At 69.5% G+C, this 19,974-nt stretch carries 20 protein-coding genes; 5 read left to right on the forward strand and 15 right to left on the reverse strand.

Annotated features, from left to right (window positions below; all coding sequences use genetic code 11):
- From AC3WQR_RS14870 to AC3WQR_RS14880, 3 genes are read left to right on the forward strand one after another with little or no spacing between them, the layout of a single operon-like run.
- Window positions 1–1,386: an L-serine ammonia-lyase gene (locus tag AC3WQR_RS14870; protein WP_492742540.1), complete on the forward strand. Its 1,386-nt coding sequence runs from the start codon at window positions 1–3 to the stop codon at window positions 1,384–1,386.
- A gap of 57 nt (window positions 1,387–1,443) precedes the next feature.
- Window positions 1,444–2,274, forward strand: coding sequence for an isocitrate lyase/PEP mutase family protein (locus AC3WQR_RS14875; RefSeq protein ID WP_492742514.1), 831 nt, complete (start codon window positions 1,444–1,446; stop codon window positions 2,272–2,274).
- A gap of 11 nt (window positions 2,275–2,285) precedes the next feature.
- Window positions 2,286–2,870, forward strand: coding sequence for a uracil-DNA glycosylase family protein (locus tag AC3WQR_RS14880; protein WP_492742515.1), 585 nt, complete (start codon window positions 2,286–2,288; stop codon window positions 2,868–2,870).
- On the opposite strand, the gene AC3WQR_RS14885 is transcribed toward AC3WQR_RS14880, so the two are convergent.
- A complete protein-coding gene (locus AC3WQR_RS14885; RefSeq protein WP_492742516.1) occupies window positions 2,851–4,518 on the reverse strand; it encodes a hypothetical protein in 1,668 nt (555 codons plus the stop codon). The two genes, AC3WQR_RS14880 and AC3WQR_RS14885, sit on opposite strands and share 20 nt — an antisense overlap.
- A gap of 64 nt (window positions 4,519–4,582) precedes the next feature.
- On the reverse strand, window positions 4,583–4,777 hold the full coding sequence (locus AC3WQR_RS14890) for a YjiS-like domain-containing protein (RefSeq protein WP_492742517.1): 195 nt from the start codon (window positions 4,775–4,777) through the stop codon (window positions 4,583–4,585).
- Between the two features lie 90 nt (window positions 4,778–4,867).
- Here AC3WQR_RS14890 and AC3WQR_RS14895 point away from each other — a divergent pair, with 90 nt between their 5' ends.
- Window positions 4,868–5,758, forward strand: coding sequence for a LysR family transcriptional regulator (locus AC3WQR_RS14895; protein ID WP_062470400.1), 891 nt, complete (start codon window positions 4,868–4,870; stop codon window positions 5,756–5,758).
- A gap of 6 nt (window positions 5,759–5,764) precedes the next feature.
- On the opposite strand, the gene AC3WQR_RS14900 is transcribed toward AC3WQR_RS14895, so the two are convergent.
- From AC3WQR_RS14900 to AC3WQR_RS14960, 13 genes are all read right to left on the reverse strand, one after another.
- The gene (locus AC3WQR_RS14900; RefSeq protein WP_492742518.1) at window positions 5,765–6,418 is read right to left on the reverse strand and encodes an ANTAR domain-containing response regulator; all 654 of its coding nucleotides are present in this window, start codon (window positions 6,416–6,418) and stop codon (window positions 5,765–5,767) included.
- A 180-nt stretch (window positions 6,419–6,598) separates the two neighbouring features.
- A complete protein-coding gene (locus AC3WQR_RS14905; RefSeq protein WP_492742519.1) occupies window positions 6,599–7,753 on the reverse strand; it encodes a transporter substrate-binding domain-containing protein in 1,155 nt (384 codons plus the stop codon).
- Window positions 7,754–7,819: 66 nt separating this feature from the next.
- Complete coding sequence (locus AC3WQR_RS14910; RefSeq protein ID WP_492742520.1) at window positions 7,820–9,457, reverse strand: nitric oxide reductase activation protein NorD; 1,638 nt, start codon at window positions 9,455–9,457, stop codon at window positions 7,820–7,822.
- A complete protein-coding gene (locus tag AC3WQR_RS14915; RefSeq protein ID WP_492742521.1) occupies window positions 9,454–10,272 on the reverse strand; it encodes a CbbQ/NirQ/NorQ/GpvN family protein in 819 nt (272 codons plus the stop codon). The genes AC3WQR_RS14910 and AC3WQR_RS14915 overlap by 4 nt, the downstream gene beginning before the upstream one ends.
- On the reverse strand, window positions 10,269–11,279 hold the full coding sequence (locus tag AC3WQR_RS14920; RefSeq protein WP_492742522.1) for an alpha/beta fold hydrolase: 1,011 nt from the start codon (window positions 11,277–11,279) through the stop codon (window positions 10,269–10,271). The genes AC3WQR_RS14915 and AC3WQR_RS14920 overlap by 4 nt, the downstream gene beginning before the upstream one ends.
- Before the next feature lie 11 nt (window positions 11,280–11,290).
- The gene (locus AC3WQR_RS14925; protein ID WP_070061362.1) at window positions 11,291–12,328 is read right to left on the reverse strand and encodes an aliphatic amidase; all 1,038 of its coding nucleotides are present in this window, start codon (window positions 12,326–12,328) and stop codon (window positions 11,291–11,293) included.
- A 42-nt stretch (window positions 12,329–12,370) separates the two neighbouring features.
- On the reverse strand, window positions 12,371–13,060 hold the full coding sequence (gene urtE / locus AC3WQR_RS14930; protein WP_492742523.1) for an urea ABC transporter ATP-binding subunit UrtE: 690 nt from the start codon (window positions 13,058–13,060) through the stop codon (window positions 12,371–12,373).
- 18 nt (window positions 13,061–13,078) lie between these two features.
- On the reverse strand, window positions 13,079–13,861 hold the full coding sequence (gene urtD, locus AC3WQR_RS14935) for an urea ABC transporter ATP-binding protein UrtD (protein WP_492742541.1): 783 nt from the start codon (window positions 13,859–13,861) through the stop codon (window positions 13,079–13,081).
- A gap of 14 nt (window positions 13,862–13,875) precedes the next feature.
- Window positions 13,876–14,928: an urea ABC transporter permease subunit UrtC gene (urtC, locus tag AC3WQR_RS14940; protein ID WP_492742524.1), complete on the reverse strand. Its 1,053-nt coding sequence runs from the start codon at window positions 14,926–14,928 to the stop codon at window positions 13,876–13,878.
- 3 nt (window positions 14,929–14,931) lie between these two features.
- A complete protein-coding gene (gene urtB / locus AC3WQR_RS14945; protein ID WP_062470432.1) occupies window positions 14,932–15,834 on the reverse strand; it encodes an urea ABC transporter permease subunit UrtB in 903 nt (300 codons plus the stop codon).
- Window positions 15,835–15,839: 5 nt separating this feature from the next.
- Entirely contained in the window at window positions 15,840–17,033 is a 1,194-nt protein-coding gene (gene urtA, locus AC3WQR_RS14950) for an urea ABC transporter substrate-binding protein (RefSeq protein WP_492742525.1), read from the reverse strand.
- 400 nt (window positions 17,034–17,433) lie between these two features.
- Window positions 17,434–17,928 carry a hypothetical protein gene (locus AC3WQR_RS14955; RefSeq protein ID WP_070061358.1) on the reverse strand — a complete coding sequence of 165 codons (495 nt, stop codon included), beginning with the start codon at window positions 17,926–17,928 and terminating at the stop codon, window positions 17,434–17,436.
- Complete coding sequence (locus tag AC3WQR_RS14960) at window positions 17,929–18,885, reverse strand: LysR family transcriptional regulator (protein ID WP_492742526.1); 957 nt, start codon at window positions 18,883–18,885, stop codon at window positions 17,929–17,931.
- Between the two features lie 95 nt (window positions 18,886–18,980).
- Here AC3WQR_RS14960 and AC3WQR_RS14965 point away from each other — a divergent pair, with 95 nt between their 5' ends.
- Entirely contained in the window at window positions 18,981–19,970 is a 990-nt protein-coding gene (locus AC3WQR_RS14965) for an NAD-dependent epimerase/dehydratase family protein (protein ID WP_492742527.1), read from the forward strand.
- Window positions 19,971–19,974 lie beyond the last annotated feature (4 nt).

The raw sequence follows: 19,974 nt of genomic DNA on the forward strand, positions 1-19,974 counted from the left end.
CTGATGCTCTCCGCCTTCGACATCTTCAAGATCGGCATCGGGCCGTCCAGTTCGCACACCGTCGGACCGATGCGCGCCGCGCTGCTGTTCGCGCAATCGCTCGAACGGCGCGGCCTGCTCGCGCAGGTGGCGCGGCTGCACGTCGACCTGTTCGGCTCGCTCGGCGCCACCGGCCACGGCCACGCGACCGACCAGGGCGTGATCCTGGGGCTCTTCGGCGACGCGCCCGACACCGTGCGGCCCGAGACCGTGCAGCCGCGCCTGGACGCGCTGCGCCGCACCGGCCAGCTGAGCCTGCTGGGCACCACGCCCATCGCCTTCGACCGCGTGCGCGACATCGCCTTTCGCGGCGAAGAGTCGCTGCCCGAACACCCGAACGCGATGCGCTTCACGGCCTTCGCGGCCGACGGCGGCACGCTGGCCGAAGGCACCTACTTCTCGGTCGGCGGCGGCTTCGTCGTCGAGGGCGGGCAGGCGGTGGCGCAAACGGCCGCCGCCGCAGCGGCCGTGCCGCATCCCTTCACGACCGGCGACGAACTCATGGCGCAGTGCCGCGCGCACGGCATCTCCGTGGCCACGCTGGTGCTGCGCAACGAATGCGTGTGGCGGCCCGAGGCCGACGTGCGCGCGGGCCTGCTGCGCATCTGGGGCGTGATGCAGCAGTGCGTGCAGCGCGGCTTCGGCATCGACAACCCGCTGGCCGCGCAGGCGCTGCCCGGCCCGCTGCGCATGCGCCGCCGCGCGCCCGAGCTGCACCGCGAGCTGCTGGCGCAGGCCGGCGCGGCCGATCCGCTCGCGGCCATGGACTGGGTCAACGCCTTCGCGATGGCGGTGAACGAGGAGAACGCGGCCGGCGGCCGTGTCGTCACCGCGCCCACCAACGGCGCGGCCGGCGTGGTGCCCGCCGTGATGCATTACTACCAGCGCTTCGTGCCGCAGGCCAGCGACGAGGGCATCGTCGACTTCCTGCTCACCGCAGCGGCCATCGGCATGCTCTACAAGACCAACGCCTCCATCTCGGGCGCCGAGGTCGGCTGCCAGGGCGAGGTCGGCGTGGCCTGCTCGATGGCGGCCGGCGCGCTCGCCGCCGTGCTCGGCGCCACGCCCGCGCAGGTCGAGAACGCGGCCGAGATCGGCATGGAACACAACCTGGGCCTGACCTGCGACCCGGTCGGCGGCATGGTGCAGATTCCCTGCGTGGAGCGCAACGCGATGGGCGCCGTGAAGGCCATCAACGCCTCGCGCATGGCGCTGCGCGGCGACGGCAGCCACTACGTCTCGCTCGACGCCGTGATCCGCACCATGAAGCAGACCGGCGAGGACATGAAGTCCACGTACAAGGAGACCTCGCTGGGGGGGCTTGCGGTGAACGTGGTGGAGTGCTGACGAAGGCTGCGTCAGAATGGCCGGCTCCCTGTCCTGAACACAGAAAGTCGAGGCCCCATGACCCGCACCGTCGCCGACAAGCGCGCCGCCTTCCGCGCCCTCCACGAACAAGGCTGCTTCGTCATTCCCAACCCCTGGGACACCGGCAGCGCGCGCTACCTCGAAGGCCTGGGCTACAAGGCGCTGGCCACCACCAGCTCCGGCTTCGCGTGGTCGCAGGGCCATGGCGACGGTGCCATGTCGCGCGACCAGATCCTCGCGCACCTGCGTGAACTCGTGGCCGCCACCGACCTGCCGGTGAACGCCGACTTCGAGAACGGCTTTGCCGTCGACGCGCAGGGCGTGGCCGAGAGCGTGCGCCTCGCGGTCGAGACCGGCGTGGCGGGCCTGTCGATCGAGGACTCGACCGGCAACCCCGACGATCCGCTGTTCCCCATCGACGTCGCGGTCGAGCGCCTGCGCGCCGCGCGCCGGGCCATCGATGCGGCGGGCGGCGACACGCTGCTCGTGGGCCGCGCCGAGAACTTCTTTGCCAACCGCCCCGACCTCGACGACACCATCGCGCGCCTGCGCGCGTACGCCGAGGCCGGCGCCGACTGCCTCTACGCGCCCGGCATCAAGACGCGCGAGCAGATCGCGGCCGTGGTGGCCGCCGTCGCGCCCAAGCCGGTCAACCTGCTGGTCGGCGCGACCAGCGAGCTCACGATGGCGGACATCGCCGCGCTCGGCGTGCGCCGCGTGAGCGTGGGCGGCGGCATGGCGCGCGCGGCCTGGGGCGGCTTCATCCGCGCCGCGCGCACGCTGGCCGAGCAGGGCCGCTTCGACGGCTTTGCCGATGCCACGCCGGGCACCGAGCTGAACGCCTTCTTCCGCCCGTTCGCCGACTAGTTTTCAGCACCGTGGACGCGCTGCTCGCCGAAATCCGCGCCTGCCGCGCATGCGAGGCGCATCTGCCGCTCGGGCCGCGCCCGATCGTGCAGGCCAGTGCGAGCGCGCGGCTGCTGATCGTCGGCCAGGCGCCCAGCCTCACGGTGCACCAGACCAGCGTGCCGTGGAACGACAAGAGCGGCGACCAGCTGCGCCGCTGGCTCGGCATCGACCGCGAGCTGTTCTACGACGCGGCGCGCATCGCCATCGTGCCCATGGGCTACTGCTACCCGGGCCGAGGCAAGAGCGGCGACCTGCCGCCGCGCAAGGAATGCGCGCCGCTGTGGCACGACCGCCTGCTGGCACAGATGCCGCACATCGCGCTGACCTTGCTCATCGGCCAGTACGCGCAGCGCCACTTCCTCGGCAAGGCCGCGCGCGGCGGCGTGACGGAAACCGTCGAGGCCTTTGCCGACTACGCGCCGCGCTTCGTCCCGCTGCCGCATCCGTCGCCGCGCAACACCGCTTGGTTCCAGCACCACCCGTGGTTCGAGAACGACGTGTTGCCAGTGCTGCGGGAACGTGTCCAGCAGGCGCTCAGCGCGCCTTCTTTTTAGGGGCCGACGGCCGCCTCGGCGGTTTCGCTTCGAGCACCAGCTCGGCCGGCAACGCATCGTTCCACGACTCGGTGAAGTAGGCGCGGTCGCTCGGCACCAGCTGCGGCAGCACCTCGCGCAACAGGCCCAGCGAGTGCTCGGCCGCTTTCAGGTCGCCCGCGTGCGCCGCGTACCACGCGTGCTCGAACAGCAGGCTGCCCTGCTGCAGGCCGGGGTAGCGGCGTCGCCCGGCCTGGTGGTCGGCCAGCCGCGCCTGCGCCACGTCGACCCAGCGCGCGGGCCAGTTCGCGGTGTCGAAGGCGTCGGCGAGCGGACCCGCGAGCTTCGACATCGCGGCCGGGTCGAGCGGCTTTTGCGCGCGGAACTGCGCGAGCGTGGGTTGCGCGTCGGGCCGGCAGTGGCCGCGCGCGATGCGCATCAGATAGATCGCGTTCCATGCCGAGCGGCCCTGGCCGTCGGTGTGGCCGCACAGCCATTCGCTGAAGGCGATCCACTGCACCGCGCGGCGCGTGGTGTCGGCCCGGTGGCCGTCGTGCGCGAGCGCCGGCAGGTCGCCCAGGCCCACGCGGTCGAACAGCCACGCGGCCATGCCCATGTTGGCCGCCACGTGCTGGGCGGCATCGAAGGAGTGCGACTCGAAGGCCGCCGCCAGTGCCTCGCCGAAGCGCTGCAGCGACTCTTCGGCGAGTGCCGCGGCGGCCGGGCGGTCGTCGGCGGCCAGCGCGAGGGCGCGCGAGCGGCAGGCCAGCGCCCACAGGTTGCACCACTCGAAGCGCACGTCGGGGTGGTGGCGCAGCACCAGCGCGCGCGCCGGGTCCTCGGCCATGCCGCCCAGCAGCGACTGCGCCAGCGGCAGGTCGCGCGCGGTGTAGGCGCACCAGGCCGAGACGATGCACTCCATCGCGCCCAGGTAGTCGTTGCCCGCCACGTGGTGCGCGAGCCGCTGTTTCTTGAGCGCCTGCAGCCGCCGGCGCGCCTGTTCGTTGTCGCCGAGCCGGCGCCACAGCATGGCCTCGTTGAGCGTGACCAGCGCGCGCTGGAAGTCGCTCGCGGCCAGCGTGCCGGCCAGACGGATGGACTCAAGCGCGCTGCCGTTGCCGTTGCCGCCCGCCACCGGCGACATCAGCCGGCCTTGCCGCGCGGCCTGCTGCGAGGCGACCAGCTGCTTCCAGAAAGCGGCGTCCTGCAGGTGCACGGCGTCGGGCGGCGTGATCGTGCCGGCGGCCTGCGCCTTGCGCGAACGCAGGCCGAGGAACGACGCCACCTCGGCGGCGGTGGCCGGGCGGTTGTCCACGAGCAGGCGCAGGCGCTTGGCTTGCGCGGCCGGCAGCCAGAACGGGCCCTGGCTGCGCCGCTCGGCGTTGAGAAAGCGCGGCTCGCGCTGCAGGTCTTCGCCCCAGCCGACCTCCAGGCCCCAGGCCTTGAAGTCGCGGAACGCGCGGCTCACGACCATGCGCAGCGTGCTGGCGTCGGACACCTCGCCGCGCAGGTCGGCCAGCCGCACGACGCCGCTGCCGCCGCCATGGGCATGGGCGTGCTGCATGCGTACCAGCAGCCACAGCGACTGGAAGGCCGCGCGCCGTCCGTCGACGGACTGCGGCGAGGTGAGTTCGATGGAAAGAAGGGCGGGGGAGGCGGTGGAGGGCACGCCCCGGATTGAACCTCAAATCGCCCGCGGCTTCCTGAAGAAACCGCAGGCAGGGTTCAATGAGTCAGTAGCGGTTGCGGTCGACCAGCTCGGGCACTTCACTGCGGCCGATGCCCAGGTCGCGCAGGTCGTGGTCGCTCATGCCGGCCAGCAGCAGCACGTCGTCGCGGGCGCGGCGGCGTGTCACGGCGCGGCGGCGCCAGTTGTGCAGGGCGTGCAGCAGGCGTTGATGAAAAGACGGTGGCTTCGGCGCGGTCACGGTGGGCTCCTGGTAGGGGAGCGCTCATCTTCCGGCGGCGCGTGCTATTGTGGAAGTTGAGATTTCTGACACCCTCAATCAGCATTCCTGATGCGACAGCTCAACCTCGACCAACTGCGCACCCTCATCGCCATCGCCGACCTGGGCACCTTCTCGGCGGCGGCGCAGGCGCTGCACCTGGCGCAGCCCACCGTGAGCCTGCACATCAGCGAGCTCGAATCGCGCCTGGGCGCGCAGCTGGTGGTGCGCGGCAACCGCCGCGTCACGCCCACCGCGGCCGGCGCGGCGCTGGTCGAGCGTGGGCGCAAGCTGTTGCGCGACACCGACGAGGCGGTGGAGGCCGTGAAGCGCCAGGCCGAGGGCCGCACGGGCCGCGTGCGGCTGGGCACCTCCACCGGCGTGGTGGTCGACCTGCTGCCGCAGGTGCTCGAGGCGCTGGGCGTGGGCCATGCGGGCATCGACGTCGAGGTGAGCATCCTCGGTTCGGCCGAGGCGATGGCGCGGCTGGCGGCGGGCACGCTCGACATCGGCCTGGTGGCGATGCCGCAGCCGCCGCAGCGCGACCTGGTGGTCACGCCGTGGCGCACGCAGCCCATGATGGCCTTCGTGCCGCCGCGCTGGAAGGCGCCCAAGCGTGCCACGCCGGCCTGGCTGGCGACGCAGCCGCTGATCTTCAACGACGCGACCACGCACATGTACCGGCTGTCGATGGAGTGGTTTGCCGCGGCCGGCTTTGCGCCGCGCGCGCGCATCGAGCTCAACTACGACGCGGCGATCCGCAGCCTGGTGGCGGCGGGTTATGGCGCGGCGCTGCTGCCGCTGCAGCAGACCACCGATGCGGCGCTCAACGAGCGCATGCAGATCGTGCCGGTCACGCCCAAGCTCACGCGCCGCCTGGGCATCGCGCACCGCCCGCATGCCACGCTCGACGGCGCCACGCAGAGCGTGCTGAAGGTGCTGACGGCGTTCCGCCAGCTCTGAGCGCCGTCAGCCCGGCCCGGGCTTGGGGCTGCGCGTGCCCAGCGAGAGGATCTCGTTGGCGTTGACGATGGCCGCGGCGATGTCTTCCATGGTGGTGCGCTTGCTCATGGCCTGTTCGCGGATCAGGTCGTGGGCCTGGCCTTCGGACACGTCGTGCGTCTTCATGAGGATGCTCTTGGCCTCGGCCAGCTGGCGCACGCCGAGCAGCTTGGCCTCGGTCTTGCGCAGGCGCCGCGCGAGCGAGCGGCTTTCCTTGTGGGCTTCGCGCGCGACCACCAGCGCCGACAGCAGGCCGAACGAGCGCACCGGCGACGGCAGCACGGCCTTGGCGCGGATCTCGAGCACGGCCTCGACGATGGTCGGGTTCTCGTAGGTCACGACGGCGATGACTGCGGGGGCGTCCTCGCTCTGGGTCCATTCGAAGCGCAGGTTGATGAAGTCGGGCTGCACGGCCATGAAGGCCACGTCGATGCCTTCGGGCAGGTGCTGCACGGGCGGCCAGAAGGCCTGCACCTGGCAGCCGATGCGCTGCAGTTGCTGGGTGAGCTGCCGGCCGTCTGCGTCGTCGGGGTGGATCACCGCGATCTTCAGCAGCCGCAGCTCCTTGAGCTGCGGTGGCGTCACCCGCAGGGTGTGTCGCTTGGGGGCTGTGCTGTCCACGGTCAGGGCTTTCTCTCGGCGCTGCTGTCCGGGGCGTGTGCACAGGCCACCGGGTACTTCCCTCCGCGAATGCCCCCCGCCTTCGGCTCCTCCTTGATTTCGCTGCGGGAAGCACCCGGTGCCCTGCGCACGGGGACACGCTGCAGGGGCTCGCCGATGAACAACCGCTGCGGGTTCATCCTAGAGCTCCAGCGCATCGAGCCGCGCCGTCCAGTCGCCCAGCGAGTGTGTGACGAGGTACGGGTCCGGGTACACCGGGCGTGTCGCCTGGCGCACGATGGTGAACTGCCCGTGCGCGTCGACGCGGCCGATGCGCGGGTACAGGCAGGTGTGGTGGTTGGTCGGGTCGATCTTCACGCGGCCCTGCGGCGCATCGAACTCGCTGCCCAGGATGTGCGGCAGGATCTCCGCGATGCCGTCCGTGCCCGCCTGCCGGAAGGCGTTGGCGAAGATGTGCATCTGGAAGTACGAGGCCTCCCAGCACAGGTTGGGCACGCAGCCGTCGCCGAAGCGCGCGCGCAGACGCGCCAGGCAGCGCTGGTTGGCGGGCGAATCGATCGACTGGAAATACGGCGCCGCCGTGAAATGGCCCGTGGCCACGCCGGGGCCCATCTGCGAGATCTCGGCCTCCGAGGTGGTCAGGCTCGAGATGGGCATCGTCTTCGGGTCGAAGCCGGCCTCGGCATAGGCGCGGTACAGGCTCGCGGTGGAATCGCCCACCACCGTCGAGAAGATGAAGTCGGGCCGCTTGTCGCGGATGTCGTCCATGATCGCGCGGTAGTCCTTCTCGGTGGCGTCGAGTGCCACGTAGCGCTCGCCGAGTTTTTCGCTGCCGGGGCGCTGCATCACCAGCTCGCCCATGATGCGGTTCGACTCGTAAGGGTAGATGTAGTCGGAGCCGATCAGGTACACGCGCGCACCGAAGTTCGTGGTCATGAACTCGGCCAGCTGCACGCTGTTCTGGTTGGGCGCCGCGCCCGTGTAGATCACGTTGCCCGAGTACTCGAAGCCTTCGTACAGCGTGGGGTAGAACAGCAGCTTGTTCCACTTCTCGATCACCGGGATCACGGCCTTGCGGCTGCTCGACATGTAGCAGCCGAAGAGCACGTTGACGCGGTCCTGCACGATCAGCCGCTCGGCCAGCTGGGCGTAGCGCACGGGGTTCGATTGCGGGTCGTAGCGCACGGCCACGAGTTCGCGGCCGTCGACGCCACCGGCCGCGTTGATCTCCTCGATGGCCAGCAGCGCGCCCTGCAGCTGCGACAGGCCGATGGTCGAGGTGACGCCGGTCTCGGAATACAGAATGCCGACGCGTAGAGGGTTCCTGTCAGCCACTGGGGTGTCTCCTGGATGTGTGGGCCCTCATTGTGTGCTCCTCCCTGGCTTTCTTCATGCGGTCGGTCAATGGGCGGCGGCCAGCCGCGTGCTCATGCGGGCCAGCCGCGCGGGCAGGCTGCGCGCGTCGTCGGCGATGCAATAGTTGCGCCAGCCGAAGATGCGCCGCACGTACGCGTCGGCCGCGCCGTCCACCGCGATGCAGGCGCTGCGCACGCCGGCGTCGCGCGCCTCGGCCACGGCCTGGCGGGCGTCTTCGATCAGGTACTTCGGGTCGTGCACGTCGATGTCCGAGGGCGCGCCGTCGGTCACCAGCAGGATCGCGCGCGGCCCCGCCGGCTCGGCCTGCAGGTGCGAGGCTGCATGGCGCAGCGCGGCGCCCATGCGCGTCGAGTAGCGCCCGCGCACCGCGCCGATCATGGCGCGCGAGGGCGCGGCCAGCGGCTGGCCGAATTCGAGCAGGCGGTAGTAGTACACCTCGGCGCGCGTGTTCGACGAGAAGCCGTGGATGGCGAGCCGGTCGATGCCGCGCGCGTTCGAGGCGGCGAGCAGCAGCGCGGCCTGCTTCTCCAGGTCGAGCAGCGACACGGCGCCATCGCCATGGCCCGCGTCGTTGGCCGACTCGGAGAGGTCGAGCAGCACCAGCACGCTCGACGGGCGCGGCCCCTTGCCCGGGCGCATGAACAGCCGCGCATCGGGCCGCAGGCGCAGGCGGCGATCGACCAGCACCTCGATGGCCGCATTGAGGTCGATGTCGTCGCCTTCCCACTGGCGGCGCAGGCGGTGCGTGCGGTCGAGGTGGCGCGCGCGGGGCAGGGCGAGCGGCACGATGCGCTCGTTGGCCGCCGCTCCCGAAGTGCCCGCCGCGCCCAGGCCCTGCCACGCGGGCAGCTTCTCGATCACCGTGCACCAGTCGGGCCGCAGGCGCTCCTGCGTGCGGTCCCATTCGGGGTAGGTGTAGCGGCCGAGTTCCATGTCGGCGATGCCTTCGGGTGGGGCTTCGCTGCCTTCGTTCGGTGCATCGGACGAAAGTGGCGGTGGCCGCACGCCCGTCTGCTGCAGCGCGATGGCGTCGTCGGGCGGCGTCTCGGCCTCGCCGAAATCCCACAGGTAGCTGTTGTCGTCGCGCCAGGGCGCGGGCACGGCGTAGTCCTGCGGCTCGAAGCGCACGCGCATCTGGCCCAGGTCGTTGGCGAGGATCGAGGCGACGGCGCGGAAGGCGTCGTAGTCTTCCAGGCCCGCGCGCGAGACGGTCTCGTCGAACAGGCGGCGCGCCTTGTTCACCCAGTGGTTGTCGTCCTGCGCCTCGGCGCGCAGCAGCACGCGGTCCATGCGCGCGATCAGCGCGGCAAAGCGCAGGTCCAGCGGATCGGGCGCGGGCGGCAGCGCGGCGACGAACCAGCCGTGCAGGCCGGGAAAGTCGCGGCACAGCAGCCGCTCGACGCGCGCATCTTCAAGGGCCGAGACCACCGCGATGCCCATCGGCTTGAGCATGGGCGCCGGCCGCGCAGGCGTCGAATGGCGCAGGTGCGCGACCGCATGCGCCACCATCGCGCGGTGCAGGCGCACGGCTTCGTCACCCTCGGGCAACAGCAGCCGACGGCCCGTGAGCACGGCGCGTGTGCCGGCCAGCGGCTGCACGTCGACATCGATGCCAGCCAGCCCGCGGGCCAGCAGCGAGAGGGCGCCGTGCCCGTCGTTCATCCGAACTGCGCCTCGACAAAGCCCTGCAGCGCGCTCGCCATGTCGGGGTCGTCGGTGAGGGCGCGCGTCATCGTCATGTCGCAGCTGTCGCGCGGCGACACGCCGTCGCGGATCAGCACGCCCGCGTAGATCAGCATGCGCGTCGACACACCCTCGTCGAGCCCGCGATGCTTGAGCTCGCGCGAGCAGTGCGCAATGGCGACCAGCTTCGCGGCGAGCGCGGGGTCGACGCCGGCCTCGTGCGCAACGATCTCCGCTTCGAGTGCGCCGTCGGGGTAGTCGAACTCCAGCGCCGCGAAGCGCTGGCGCGTCGAGGGCTTCATGTCCTTGGCGCTGCTCTGGTAGCCGGGGTTGTACGACACCACGAGCTGGAAGTCGGGGTGCGCGTGCACCAGCTCGCCCTTCTTGTCCAGCGGCAGGATGCGGCGCGCGTCGGTCAGCGGGTGGATCACCACGGTGGTGTCCTGCCGCGCCTCCACCACCTCGTCGAGGTAGCAGATGCCGCCGTGGCGCACCGCGAGCGTCAGCGGCCCGTCGTGCCAGGCCGTGCCGTTCGCGTCGAGCAGGTAGCGGCCCACGAGGTCCGACGCCGTCATGTCCTCGTTGCACGCCAGCGTGACCAGCGGCCGGCCGAGCGACCACGCCATGTGCTCCACGAAGCGCGTCTTGCCGCAACCGGTCGGCCCTTTCAGGATCAGCGGCATGCGGTGGCGGTAGGCGTGCCGGTACAGCGCCACCTCGTTGCTTGCGGGCCGGTAGAAGGGCTCGGTCTCGATGCGGTAGGCGGCGAGCGGATCGTGCACGGGAGCGTTCATGGCGTGGCGAGCAGTTCCTGCAGGGCGTTGTCGATGAAGCGGGTGTCGACCGGGCTGCTGCCGCCGCCCGCGAAGTGGCCCCACACGCCGGGGATCGGGCGGCACTCGGCGTTCGGCATGTGCGACACCTCCCATGCGTTGTCGGCCACGGGAAAGTACAGGTCGCGCTCGGCCGGCATCACGATCGCGCGCGCCTTGATGGCGCCCAGCGCTTTCTTGAAGTCGCCCTGGAACACCGGGTTGTCGCTGATGTCGCCGTGCTGCCACGACCACAGCATCGCCAGCAGGTTGTTGGCGTCCTTCTTCAGGAAGAAGCCTTCCCAGTAGCCGACCAGGAAATCCTCGAGCGAGCTGAAGCCCAGCTCGCGCCACAGCTGCTGCATGTAGAAGGGTTGCGACAGGCCCCAGCCCGCGTACACGCGGCCCACCGCGCGCAGCCCGCGCGTCGGCGGCGTGGTGTACCAGCCGCCGTTCCAGGCCGCGTCGGCCGTGAGCGCGGCCTTCACGCCTTCGAGGAACACGATGTTGTGCGGTGCCGTCTTCGCCGAGCCGCAGAAAGGCGCGATGCGCTTCACCATCTCGGGGTAGAGGCACCCCCACTGGTTGGTCTGCTGCGCGCCCATCGACCATCCCACCACCAGCGCGAGCTGTTCGATGCCGAACTGCTCGGTCACCAGCCGGTGCTGCAGCGTCACGTTGTCGTAGAGCGTGACGTCCGGAAAGCGCGCCAGGTTGTAGGGCTCGGGCGTGTTGCTCGGCGAGGACGAGAGGCCATTGCCCAGCATGTTGGGCACGATGATGAAGTACTTCGCCGGGTCCAGCGCCATGCCGGGGCCGATGAGCCACTCGTTGTCGGTGTGCTGGCCCGAGTACCAGGTCGGATAGACGATGGCGTTGCTCTTCTGTGCGTTGAGCGTGCCGTAGGTCTTGTAGGCGAGCTTCGCGCCGCGCAGGGTGGCCCCCCGCTGCAGCGCGACATCGCCGAGTTCGAAGATGTCGTGGTCCATGGGGCGGTGCTTCAGCGGTGCTTGGCCGGTTCGTTCGGGATGCCCTCGATCGGGCACTCGGGTGTGCCGACGGTGGTGCGCGTGAACGACTCCACCATCTCGCGCGTGCCCTCGGGGTCGTTGATCCACTGCGTGTAGAAGTTGTAGGGGCAGGCTGCCACGCCCTTGTCGCCGTCGCCGGAGTTGATGGTGCCGGTGTAGCCGCGGTGCACCAGCTTGAACAGGTGGTTCTGCGACTGGCCGTTCTTCCGCGCGTCGCGGATCAGGCCCATCGACAGCTCGGCGTAGTTGATGCCCATCTCTTCTTCGCCGCATTCGCCGAGCGTGCGGCCGTCGAAGCCGATGAGCGCGGAGTGGCCGAAGTACGAGTACACGCCGTCGAAGCCGGCCGCGTTGGCCACCGCCACGTAGGTGTTGTTCATGAAGGCCATGGCCTTGGAGACCATGATCTGCTGCTCCTTGGCCGGGTACATGTAGCCCTGGCAGCGGATGATGAGCTCGGCCCCGCGCATCGCGCAGTCGCGCCAGATCTCGGGGTAGTTGCCGTCGTCGCAGATGATCAGGCTCATCTTCATGCCCTTGGGGCCTTCGCTCACGTAGGTGCAGTCGCCCGGGTACCAGCCCTCGATGGGCACCCACGGCATGATCTTGCGGTACTTCTGGACGATCTCGCCCTGGTTGTTCATGAGGATCAGCGTGTTGTAGGGCGCCTTGTTCGGGTGCTCCTCGTGGCGCTCGCCGGTGAGCGAGAACACGCCCCACACGTTGGCGCGGCGGCACGCGTCCGCGAAGATCGCGGTCTCCTCGCCGGGGATGGCCGAGGCGGTGTCGTACATCTCCTTGGCGTCGTACATGATCCCGTGCGTGGAGTACTCGGGAAAGATCACCAGGTCCATGCCCGGCAGGCCTTTCTTCATGCCGACCAGCATCTCGCCGATCTTGCGTGCGTTGTCCAGCACCTCGGCCTTGGTGTGCAGGCGGGGCATCTTGTAGTTGACGACCGCGACGCCGACGCAATCGTTGCTGCTCGAAATATCACCATGTCTCATGACGCTGCTCCTGAAGGGGTGGTTGAAGAAAAAGAGGAAGGGCTACACGGTCAGAAAAGACCTGACCTTGTCCTGGTCGAGCGTGGCGCGCGCTTCGTCGTGCACGATGCGGCCCCGGTCGATGACGAGAAAGCGGTCGGCGAGGTCGAGCGCGAAGCTCAGCACCTGCTCCGACACCACGACGGCGAAGCCGCGTTCGGCGCGCAGCACGTTCAGCGTCTGCGCGATCTCCTTGATGATCGAAGGCTGGATGCCCTCGGTGGGCTCGTCGAGGATCAGCACCTTCGGCTCCGAGATGAGCGCGCGCGCAATCGCCAGCATCTGCTGCTGGCCGCCCGAGAGGTTGCCGGCCTTGCGCTGCTTCATGTCCTTGAGCACGGGGAAGAAGGTGTAGAGGTACTCGGGCACCGTGCGGTGGCCCGACCTCGCGGCGCCCGACAGGATGTTCTGCTCCACCGTGAGGAACGGGAACACCATGCGCCCCTGCGGCACGAAGGCCAGGCCCTGCGCCACGCGCTGGTAGCTGGGCAGCGTCGTGAGCTCGGTGCCGCCCAGGCGGATGTGGCCGCCGCGCGCGGGCAACAGGCCGATGAGCGACTTCAGCAAGGTGGTCTTGCCCATGCCGTTGCGGCCCATGATGGCGACCGCCTCGTCGGGCGCGACGCGCAGCGATACATCGCGGATGACGTGCGACTCGCCATACGCCACGTTGAGTTCGGAGACTTCGAGCATGTGAATTTCTCCTTCTTCTCAGTGGCCGAGGTACACGTCGATCACGCGCGGGTCGGCCTGCACCTCGGCGGCCGTGCCTTCGCTCAGCAACTTGCCCTGATGCAGCACCGTGACGCGGTGCGCGATGCGCTTGACGAAGTCCATGTCGTGCTCGATGACGACCACCGACTTGCCGGCCGAGATGCGCCGCAGCAGGTCGCCGGTCTGCTCGCGCTCGCGCGGGCTCATGCCGGCCACGGGCTCGTCGAGCAGCAGCAGTTCGGGCTCCTGCATCAGCAGCATCCCGATCTCGAGCCACTGCTTCTGCCCGTGGCTGAGCTGCCCGGCGCGGTGACCCAGGCGATCGGCCAGGAAGACCTGCTCGGCCATCGCGTCGATGCGCGCGCGCACCACGGGCGTGCGGCGAAAGGTGAGCGACTGCAGCAGGCCGTGCATGCGCGGCAGCGAGATCTCGAAGTTTTCGAGCACCGTGAGGTCTTCGTAGACCGAGGGCGTCTGGAACTTGCGGCCCACGCCGGCGCGCACGATCTCGTACTCGTTCAGGCGGCCGAGGTCCTGGCCGTTGAACAGCACGCGGCCCGCGCTGGGCTTGGTCTTGCCGCAGACCATGTCCAGCAGCGTGGTCTTGCCGGCGCCGTTCGGACCGATGATCACGCGCAGTTCGTTGCGCTCCACTGAGAGGCTGAGCCCGTCGACAGCCTTGAAGCCGTCGAAGGACACGGTGAGGTCCTCGATGCGCAGGATCTGCTCGCTCGACGGTGGCACCGCCGAGGCGGCCTGCGGCAGCCCACCGTTGGGCATCGTCATCGTGGCGTTCATGGCGCCACCTCCGCACCTCGTCGGCGCATGAGCTTCTCGCCCAGGCCCGCGAGCCCGTTCGGCATCGCCCACACCACGAGGATGAACACCGCGCCCAGCACGTACAGCCAGCCTTCGGGGAAGGTCTCCGACAGGTACGACTTGAGAAAGCCGATGAGCAGCGCGCCGATCACCGCGCCCGGAATCGACAACCGTCCGCCGACCGCCGCGTAGATCACCATCTCGACCGAGGCCACGACGCCGATCACGCCCGGCGCGATCAGCCCCACCTGCAGGCTGTAGAACGCACCGCCGATCGCCGAAAGCACGGCGGCCACCGCGAACACGAAGGCCTTCATGTGCGCCGTGTTGTAGCCGCTGAAGCGCACGCGGTCTTCCTTGTCGCGGATGGCGATCAGCAGCTTGCCGAAGCGGCTGCGCACGATGGCGAGCGACACCATCATCACGAGCGCAATGGCCGCCACCTCGACGAAGTACATCGTGCGCCTGGCCTCGTCGGTGGCGATGTCCCAGCCCAGCAGCGTGCGGAAATCGGTGATGCCGTTGGCGCCGCCGGTGTCGCCCTGCTGGCCGACCACCACCACCGTGAGCGTGAGCGCCAGCGACAGCGTGACGATCGCGAAGTACACGCCGCTCACGCGCCGCTTGAAGATCGCGTACGAGAACACGTAGGCCAGCACGGCGGGCACGACGAGGATGCCCGCCACCGTCCAGCCCAGCGAGTGGAAGGGCTGCCACCACGCGGGCAGCTGCTCGACGCTGCTCCACACCATGAAGTCCGGCAGCTCGGGCGCCGAGGCCTCGAGCTTGAGGAACATCGCCATCATGTAGCCGCCCAGGCCGAAGAACATGCCCTGGCCCAGGCTCAGCACGCCGCCGTAGCCCCAGGTGAGCACCACGCCCACCGCGACGAACGCGAAGGCCAGGTACTTGCTCACGAGGTTCAGGCGGAACGGGTCGAGCGTGAGCGGCAGCACCACCGCCAGCAGCACCAGCACCGCGAGCAGGGCGCCGATGTCGCGCTTGCGTTGAGGAGAAAGACCGTGCATGCCTCAGCTCCTCGACCGCGTGGCGAACAGGCCGTTCGGCCGGAAGTACAGCACCGCGATCACCAGCAGCAGGATCGTGGCCTTGGCCATCGAGCCGCTCATGAGGTACTCGAGCCAGGTCTGCGACTGCGCGATGGCAAAGCCCGAGAGCGCGGTGCCGATGAGGCTCTGCACGCCGCCGAACACCACCACGATGAACGAGTCGACGATGTACAGCTGGCCCGTGCCGGGGTTGGTCGAGCCGATCATGGTGAACACCGCGCCCGCGATGCCCGCCAGGCCCGAGCCCAGCGCGAAGGTCATCGCGTCGACGCGGTGCGTGTCGATGCCCACTGCGCCGGCGATGGCGCGGTTCTGCGTCACCGCGCGCACCTTCAGCCCCCACGGCGTGCGGTACAGCAACAGGTACACGCCGACCGCCACCAGGGCCGTGAGCCCGACGATGAAGATGCGGTTCAGCGGCAGCTGGATGCCCGCCGTCGGCTCCCACGCCCCCGCCAGCCACGAGGCCAGCGGCACGCTCACCTCCTGCGCGCCGAAGATCGAGCGGTAGGCCTGCTGCAGCATGAGACTCAGGCCCCAGGTGGCCAGCAGGGTGTCCAGCGGGCGGTCGTAGAAGAAGCGGATGAAGCCCCGCTCCAGCACATAGCCGAACGCGAAGGTCACGGCGAACGCGAACGGAATCGCGGCGAACAGGTACAGGTCCATGAAGCCCGGTGCGTAGTGCGCGAAGAAGCGCGCCGCCAGGTAGGTCATGTAGGCGCCCAGCGCCATCAGCTCGCCGTGCGCCATGTTGATGACGCCCATCAGGCCGAACACGATGGCCAGCCCGATGGCCATGAGCAGCAGGATGGTGAACAGGCTCACGCCGTTGAACACCTGCATCACCGCGATGTCGAAGTTCATCGCGTTCAGACCTTCGGGAAGGGGTTGGGCTCGACCAGCTGCGGCGATTCCCACACGATGTCGAACTGCCCGTCGGGCCGTGCACGGCCCACGCGCACCTTCTTCCACACGTGGTGGTTGGTGGCGTGGATGCGCACCGTGCCCTCGGGCGCCTCGATCTCCACGCCCGCGGCGGCGGCCGTGACCTTGTCGACGTCGAAGGACTTGGCCTTTTCCACTGCCAGCTTCCACAGGTACACGCTGTTGTAGGCCACCTCCATCGGATCGCCGATCACGCGGTCCTGCCCGTACTTGGCCTTGAAGGCCTTCACGAACTTCTCGTTGGCCGGCGACTTGATGCTCTGGAAGTAGCCCATGCAGGCGTAGTAGCCGGCGGCGTTGTCGCGGCCGATGCCGTCGATCTCGTTCTCGGACACCACGGTCGACAGCAGCACCTGCTTGGCGCCGTCCAGGCCCGCCGCGCGCAGCTGCTTGTAGAAGGCCACGTTGGAGCCGCCCACCACGGTGCTGTAGATGCAGTCGGGCTTGGCGGCCTTGATCTTGTTGATGATCGACGAGAACTCGGTGTGGCCCAGCGGGGCGTACTCTTCGCCGAGCACCTTGCCGCCGGCCTTCGCGATGGCGGGCTTGGCGATCTTGTTGCAGGTGCGCGGGTAGATGTAGTCGGAGCCGACGAGGAAGAAGTTCTTGCCCTTCTCGCGCGCCATCCATTCCACGGCCGCGATCACCGACTGCGTGGCTTCCTGCGAGGGGTAGAACACGCGCTTGTCCTGCTCCTGGCCCTCGTAGTAGGTCGGGTAGAACAGCAGGCCCTTGGCCTGGTTGAGCACCGGCAGCAGCGCCTTGCGCGAGGCCGAGGTGTAGCAGCCGATGATGGCCGCCACCTTGTCGCGCTCCAGCAGCTTGCGGGCCTTCTCGGCGAACACCGAGTTCTCGCTCGCACCGTCTTCGACCACGGCCTCGATCTTCTTGCCCATCACGCCGCCGGCGGCGTTGATCTCCTCGATGGCCAGTTTTTCGGCGTCGACCAGCGAAGCCTCGGCGATGGCGATGGTGCCCGAGAGCGAATGCAGCAGGCCGAGCTTCACGGTCGCGCCGTCCTGCGCGCGGGCCAGGCCGGCCACGCCGGAGGCGGCGCCCAGCACGATCATCGAGCCGCCGGTCTTCACGATCTGGCGGCGGTTGAAAGCGTTCGTCATGTCAAATTCCTTTGCTTTGGTTTTGTGCGAGTCATCAGGAACATCCGACCTTCGGAACCGCGTTTTGGGTGTCTCCTCCCGCCGTGCGGCCCCTGCAAACGAGCGCTGTGCTGCCAGTGCGTTTTCTTCGGGCAAAGCTGCGCCACCGGATGACGCGCATCCGTTTGAAAAAGGCGTTGTTGCGACCGAAAAAACAAAAAAGCCCGAACCGGTGGTGAAACCGATTCGGGCTTAATTGCCCGACACCTCGCTGGCAGCACTGGCAGCGGGCGTCGTATGACTGGGAACGATTGCTCGTTGGGGCGGATTCTTCTCAACTCACCCCGGCGTGAACATACGCTTTTTCGCTAATTGGCGAAAGGGCGGCGCGTGTGCTATTCGCGCGCAGCGCCTGAACACATCAGCTGCGCGGGCGTGCGTAGTCCGACTCGATCCACGCGGTGGCGCTCGAGGTCGTGAGCCGGAACGCGGGCGACACGTTCACACTCGCCAGCTCCGAGTCGTCGGCATCGTCATACGCCGTGAGCGTGGCCGAGGGGTTGTCTTCGTCGGGCACGATCGACAGCGCCACGCGCACGCGTTGGTCGTTGCGCGCGGTGACGGTCACGCTCTTGTTGAGCGTGGCGTGCAGCTGCTGCTCGTGGCGGCGGATCACCTCGGCGGCGGTCTTCACCAGCGTGTGGAAGGCGGGGGTGTCCAGCGGCTTGGGGTTCTTCTTGTCGCGGCCCATGGTCCAGGGGCCGACGAGCGCGGGCTCGGGGTCGCCGTGGCGGGTCATCTCGACGGCCCAGCCGTCGTCTTCCTCGTTCTTGATGATGCGGGCGGTCCAGAGGTCGTCGCGCCAGAGGCGGGGTTCCTGCAGGGGGAGGTGGTCGGGGGAGTCGGTCGTCGTCATTCAGGGGGAAGCTTTGGGTCTTGCGCGGGGCATTGTCGCCCGGGGCGTGGGCGTGGAAGCCGCGCCAACGTACTGTTGCAAGCCCTCGACCAGCGCGTCGAAGGCCACGCGGCAGCGCGGGCTGTGGCGCAGGTCCTCGTGCATCGTGACCCAGGTGTCGAGCTTGAGCGAGAGCGCGCGCGGCAGCAGGCGCACCAGCGCGGCGTCGCGCTTGGCCAGGCCCACCTGGCACACGCCGATGCCCGCGCCCGCGCGGATGAGGGCCAGCTGCGCGAGGTCGCTGTCGGTGCGCAGCGCAAAGGCGTCGCGCGTGAAGCCCGTGACCGACTTGAACGACTTGATCGCCTCGCGCACGAAGGCCGAGGGCTGGTCGTAGCCGATGAGTGCATGCGCCGCCAGGTCGTCGGGCGTGCGCGGCGTGCCGTGGCGCGCGAGGTAGCTCGTGTGCGCATGAAAGCCCAGCTCGATGTTCCCGATGCGGCGTGCCACCAGCTGCGCCTGCCGGGGCCGCACCATGCGCACGGCGATGTCGGCCTCGCGCCGCAGCAGGTCCTGCACGCGGTTGGTCGACACCAGCTCGACCTTCAGCGCCGGGTGCGCCTCGCGCAGCCGCGCCACCACGGGCGGCAGCACCTCCACCGCGACCACCTCGCTGACCGACACCCGCACCACGCCGCGCACGCCGTCGCCCTGGCTGCTGGCCGCGCGCTGCAGCGAGGCCGCGGTGCTTTCCATGGCCTCGGCATGCGTGCGCAGCGCCAGCGCCACTTCGGTGGGCAGCAGGCCGACCTGCGAGCGCGTGAAGAGCACCACGCCGAGCGCTTCTTCGAGCGCCGCCACGTGGCGCCCGACGGTGGGTTGCGTGATGCCGAGTGCGCGCGCCGCGCCCGAGAGCGAGCCTTCGCGCAGCACGCCGAGGAAGGAGCGGTACAGCTCCCAGCTGATGTTCCAGGTCATACGGAAATGTATGGCTGGTGGTGCATGTTCGGCAATTCCATTCGAACCCTATCCTGCCCAGAATTCGTCCATCGATCACTGTTCAGGAGCATTTCATGGCACGCAACGACAACACGGTTCTGGTGCTCGGCGCCACGGGCGGCATCGGCGGCGAGGTGGCCCGTCAGCTGTGCGATGCGGGCTGGGAGGTGCGCGCCCTGAAGCGCGGCGCGGTCGAAGGAAAGCGCGAGGGCATCACCTGGCTGGCCGGCGACGCGATGGACGCGCAGGCCGTGCGGCGGGCCGCGAAGGGCTGCGCGGTCATCGTGCATGCGGTCAACCCGCCGGGTTATCGCGGCTGGTCGGAGCTGGTGCTGCCGATGCTCGACAGCACCCTCGCCGCCGCGAAGGCCGAGGGCGCGACCGTCGTGCTGCCCGGCACGGTCTACAACTTCGGCCCCGATGCCTTCCCGCTGCTGGCCGAAGACTCGCCGCAGCGCCCGCTCACCGCCAAGGGCGCGATCCGCGTCGAGATGGAACGGCGCCTCGAAGACGCCAGCCGCCAGGGCGCGCGCGTGCTGATCGTGCGCGCCGGCGACTTCTTCGGCCCGAAGGCCGGCAACAACTGGTTCTCGCAGGGGCTGGTGAAGGCGGGGCAGCCCGTCCGGGCCGTCAGCTGCCCCGGCGACCCCGGTGTCGGCCACCAGTGGTCGTACCTGCCGGACGTGGCCCGCACCATGGTCGAGCTGCTGGCGCGGCGCGACCGGCTCGCGCCCTTCGCGCGCTTTCACATGGCCGGCCACTGGGACGCCGACGGCATGCGCATGAGCGACGCGATCCGCAAGGTGGTGGCCCGGCGCACCGGCGCCCAGGTGCGCGTGTCGGCCTTTCCCTGGTGGCTGCTGGCGCTGGCCTCGCCCTTCGTCGTCACCTTTCGCGAGCTGCGCGAGATGCGTTACCTGTGGCGCACGCCCGTGGGCATGGACAACGCGAAGCTGGTGGCCTTTCTGGGCCGTGAGCCGCACACGCCGCTTGAAGAGGCCGTGGAGGCCGCGCTCGACGGCATGGGCTGCCTGCCCGTGGCGCCCGTGGCCGTCGCGGCCTGAGCGG

This window comes from Variovorax sp. FW305-3-2-15-B-LB1 (assembly GCF_058787635.1).

What these genes read in the sequence shown, in the direction of transcription:
- AC3WQR_RS14875 (WP_492742514.1), top strand. Translation starts at nt 1,444, where the DNA reads ATGACCCGCACCGTCGCCGACAAGCGCGCCGCCTTCCGCGCCCTCCAC.
- AC3WQR_RS14895 (WP_062470400.1), top strand. Translation starts at nt 4,868, where the DNA reads ATGCGACAGCTCAACCTCGACCAACTGCGCACCCTCATCGCCATCGCC.
- AC3WQR_RS14910 (WP_492742520.1), bottom strand. Translation starts at nt 9,457, where the DNA reads ATGAACGACGGGCACGGCGCCCTCTCGCTGCTGGCCCGCGGGCTGGCT.
- AC3WQR_RS14915 (WP_492742521.1), bottom strand. Translation starts at nt 10,272, where the DNA reads ATGAACGCTCCCGTGCACGATCCGCTCGCCGCCTACCGCATCGAGACC.
- AC3WQR_RS14920 (WP_492742522.1), bottom strand. Translation starts at nt 11,279, where the DNA reads ATGGACCACGACATCTTCGAACTCGGCGATGTCGCGCTGCAGCGGGGG.
- AC3WQR_RS14925 (WP_070061362.1), bottom strand. Translation starts at nt 12,328, where the DNA reads ATGAGACATGGTGATATTTCGAGCAGCAACGATTGCGTCGGCGTCGCG.
- urtE (WP_492742523.1), bottom strand. Translation starts at nt 13,060, where the DNA reads ATGCTCGAAGTCTCCGAACTCAACGTGGCGTATGGCGAGTCGCACGTC.
- urtD (WP_492742541.1), bottom strand. Translation starts at nt 13,861, where the DNA reads ATGCCCAACGGTGGGCTGCCGCAGGCCGCCTCGGCGGTGCCACCGTCG.
- urtC (WP_492742524.1), bottom strand. Translation starts at nt 14,928, where the DNA reads ATGCACGGTCTTTCTCCTCAACGCAAGCGCGACATCGGCGCCCTGCTC.
- urtB (WP_062470432.1), bottom strand. Translation starts at nt 15,834, where the DNA reads ATGAACTTCGACATCGCGGTGATGCAGGTGTTCAACGGCGTGAGCCTG.
- urtA (WP_492742525.1), bottom strand. Translation starts at nt 17,033, where the DNA reads ATGACGAACGCTTTCAACCGCCGCCAGATCGTGAAGACCGGCGGCTCG.
- AC3WQR_RS14955 (WP_070061358.1), bottom strand. Translation starts at nt 17,928, where the DNA reads ATGACGACGACCGACTCCCCCGACCACCTCCCCCTGCAGGAACCCCGC.
- AC3WQR_RS14960 (WP_492742526.1), bottom strand. Translation starts at nt 18,885, where the DNA reads ATGACCTGGAACATCAGCTGGGAGCTGTACCGCTCCTTCCTCGGCGTG.
- AC3WQR_RS14965 (WP_492742527.1), top strand. Translation starts at nt 18,981, where the DNA reads ATGGCACGCAACGACAACACGGTTCTGGTGCTCGGCGCCACGGGCGGC.